Consider the following 3,617-nt stretch of genomic DNA (forward strand, 5'->3'; position numbering starts at 1 on the left):
GTTACCCGGTATTCCTCCGGCACGTCGCGCCCGTCGTACCACTGTGTAAAGGTGTTGCGGTTATTGTAGATATAGCCCTGCTCGGTAAATCTGCCCCCGTCATTGATAGCAGCGTCCCGCCCGTATTCCTCATACATGAAATATTTTTTTGCTTCTTCGGGCAGCTCCAACTCGTCCAGTTCTTCAATCAGATAATGCCCGTAATCTTCCTCACTCTGTACGGACGGGTAAAGCCAGTAACAGTCAAGGTTTTGTGCAAGGTTGATGATGTCCTGCAAATCCCTTGTATGGTCGCCGTATGTGATAGCCGCAGCAAATTTTTTCCGGTCGTCGTCAAACTGCATTTTCAAAAGCTCGCCTAAATAGTTCAGCTCGTCAAGGCTTTCAAGCTCGGTCAGTTTTCCTGCCAGTCCCGCAATAGAGGACTGGTATTCTGTGATGTGCAGCTCCCCGTAGTTTTTGCCGTCAATCCCGATACGGTCAAAGACTTCTTTCAAATGTTTAGCAGTCGTGGGGAATGATACCCATTCGCCCGCAGGTCTGCCCTCGGTGTACTTTCCAAGATTAGAAAGATTCCCGCTTAAAATCGTTTCTGCCATGCGTTCACTCTTTTCTTTCTCAATCATGCGGTGCATAAGTTCGTAGTCCTCCATGCTCATGCTCCGGTCAAATAGATAGGGGTCGGGTTCTTCGCCGTCCCGGTAGCCTTTTTCAGAGAAAGGCAGCCCCGCAGCGAGGGCGGCGGCTCTTGCTTCCTCGATAAGCTCCGGCGGCAGCCTGTCGTCGTGGGCTTCGATAAATTCCCCGATATTGCTATATCCGTTTTCGTAATGGTGGCGCACTCCTGCGGTCAGCTCGTCAAGGCTCATATCCTCGCCAAGATAGCCGGAATAATAGCCGTTTACCACAACGGCGGCAGGGTCAGCCTGCTTGATTTCCTCCATGCGGCTTCTGTCCTCCGGGTAAAGGTAGTCGCCCATTTCAAGGGAAAAATGCTCGGCGTTCCAAGAACGTCCCGTTTTCCAAAACGCCACCCAAGCGATACCGTCCCGTAATTCTTCTTGATAGTCCTTTACGGTGTCCCGTAAACTTTCCATGTGTAACCTCCTTTCCAAACGGCAGCGCGGACGCTGCATTTTCCGGTTTCATCATTCAGTACCCCGCGCCCGCGTTTTTGCCAAAAATTTTAGATATTTTTTCAAGATTTCAGAGGGTTTGGGACACTTCCCAACAAGCAAAAATCCCCGCCGTTCTCGGTAGAGAAAGCAGGGATTTTACGGAAAAGGGTACTCTTTTCCTATGCTTGCTATTCAGTTATTTTTTCTTCGGAAGCTCCACCCGGTAGTTGACGTATTTCCCGCCCGTATCAGCTAATACGATAGTTCCGTCGTAGGTTTTGCCCGTCTTTGGGGAATAGAGCTTCTTCACGTTTACTTTGCCGGATTTTAAGAGCGCGGCGGCAATCTTCGTGGTAAAGGCTACTTTTCGTTCTTCAAAGAAACGGTCATTTTTCCACATGGTAAAGATACATTCTTTATTGCTGCAATAGTAGTTTTTCTTTCCCTCATAGACAGGAGAACCGCAGCGGGGGCAGCTTCCCAACGCTTCCCGTTCCGGCTTGAACATCTGCGCTTTATCATCAGAAAGAAACGGATAGGTCTTTACCAGTTCTCGCGCCATATCCTCGATACCCTCCATAAATGCGGCGGGGTTTGCCTTGCCTTTTGCAATCTGCGTCAGATTGTTTTCCCATTCTGCGGTAAGCTGCGGGCTTGTCAAAGTGTCCGGTAGGACGCACACAAGGTTGATACCGTCTTTTGTGGGAAGTAGCTGCTTGCCTTTTCGCTCCACAAAACCGCCCTTTACCAGTTTTTCAATGACGGCGGCGCGGGTGGCGGGAGTTCCAAGCCCTTTGCGTTCTGCGTCCGGGTCGGTGTCCTCGCTTCCGGCGTGCTCCATAGCAGAGAGCAGCGACGCTTCGTTGTGAGGTTTTGGCGGTGTTGTGTCATGCTCCGTTACCTTTGCCGCCGGTTTTTCAAAGGTCTGTCCCTCGGTAAATGGCGGCAGGGTCTTTTCTGTGTCGCTGTCTGCGTCGTCCGTTTCGGGCTTGTTCTTTAAGGCTGCCCTGTATTTTCGGTCAATCTCTTTCCAACCCTCACAAAGAATGGTCTTGCCCCTTGCGGTAAAGGACTGTCCGGCACATTCAAAAACTGCTGTAACCGCTTCAAAGGTATGCGGTACAGCGGTCGCCGTGAGCAGACGCGCCCCGGCAAGGGTAAGGATATTCCTTTCACTTTCCGGCAGCGCAGCAAGGTCGGTCTTTGCAAGCTCCATAGTCGGTATAATAGCATGGTGGTCTGATACCTTTTTACTGTTCAGAACCTTTCCAAGCTCCGGCGTGAAGTCTTTTCCCGCCATAAAAGAAAATTTCCTATAAAGCAGCTTGATAATGCCCGCCGCTGTGTCGCCCATGTCGTCGGTCAGAAATACGCTGTCTGTTCTCGGATAAGTAAGAAGTCTTTTTTCATACAGGGCTTGTGCAAGGTCAAGGGTCTGCTTTGCGGTATAACCGAACAGGCGGTTTGCTTCCCTTTGTAAAGAAGTAAGGTCAAAGAGCTTCGGCGGGGCTGCGGTCTTTTTCTCTTTCACAAGGGAAGTACAGACTGCCCGCAACGCTTCGCAAGCAGCTTTCAGCCTGTCAGCTTCGGAACGGTCAGACAGTTTTTCACTTGCAGCTTCCGCGCCGGATAAGGCAAGGCGCACATGGTAGTATTTTTCTTTCTTAAATGTGGTAATCGCTGCGTCCCGGTCAACAAGCATTTTTAAGGTCGGGGTCTGTACGCGTCCCACGTTCAAGGTATGATTGTAAAGGACAGAGAAAAGGCGGGTGGCGTTGATACCGATAAGCCAGTCAGCCTTTGCCCTGCACAATGCGGAAGCAAAGAGCGCGTCGTATTCTTCGCCGTTCTTCAGACGGGAAAAGCCCTCTTTGATTGCGCTGTCCTCCATAGAAGAAATCCAAAGGCGGCGCATAGGTTTCTTGCAGCCCGCCATTTCATAGACAAAACGGAAAATGAGTTCTCCCTCACGCCCTGCGTCGCAGGCATTGACGACTTCGGAAACATCTGCCCGGTGCATAAGCTCTTTTAGGGTCTTGAATTGTTTTTCTTTGTCAGAAGCAACGGTGTACTTCCATTCCTGCGGTAAAATCGGTAAGCTGTCATAGCTCCACTTTTTATACTGTTCCCCGTAGGCGGCAGCTTCGGAAAGCCCTACCAAATGTCCCACGCACCAAGAAACGATATAGCCGCTTCCTGTGAGAAATCCGTCTTTCTTTTCCTTTGCCCCAAGTACGGCAGCGATTGTCTGCGCCACACTGGGCTTTTCTGCGATAACTAAAATCAATGATAAATCCTCCTTTCAGCGTTCCGGCTCGGCTTCTTTTTTCTTCTGTACCTGTTTCAGACAGTACCCCACACAAGTGGACTGTCCCTTGTAAGGGCAGGAAGCGCAAGCCGGGGGATAAGGAACAGGCGGCGCATTATCACGCCGCCCGTCCGGTTTCTGTATCATCATCTTTTCAAAGGGATTGTCGGTAAACAGGGTCATAGGGTTTC

At 50.5% G+C, this 3,617-nt stretch carries 3 protein-coding genes; all 3 read right to left on the bottom strand.

Annotated elements, in window-relative coordinates; all coding sequences use genetic code 11:
* The coding region (locus DWX32_RS18995) for an antirestriction protein ArdA (protein WP_243037643.1) at window positions 1-1,097 on the bottom strand (1,097 nt) is incomplete at its 3' end.
* A gap of 217 nt (window positions 1,098-1,314) precedes the next feature.
* Window positions 1,315-3,405, bottom strand: coding sequence for a DNA topoisomerase 3 (locus tag DWX32_RS19000; protein ID WP_118142525.1), 2,091 nt, complete (start codon window positions 3,403-3,405; stop codon window positions 1,315-1,317).
* Window positions 3,406-3,420: 15 nt separating this feature from the next.
* The gene (locus DWX32_RS19005) at window positions 3,421-3,609 is read right to left on the bottom strand and encodes a hypothetical protein (protein WP_118142526.1); all 189 of its coding nucleotides are present in this window, start codon (window positions 3,607-3,609) and stop codon (window positions 3,421-3,423) included.
* Window positions 3,610-3,617: the final 8 nt, after the last annotated feature.

This window comes from Blautia sp. AF19-13LB (genome assembly GCF_003479105.1).
Classification (GTDB): domain Bacteria; phylum Bacillota; class Clostridia; order Lachnospirales; family Lachnospiraceae; genus Fusicatenibacter; species Fusicatenibacter saccharivorans.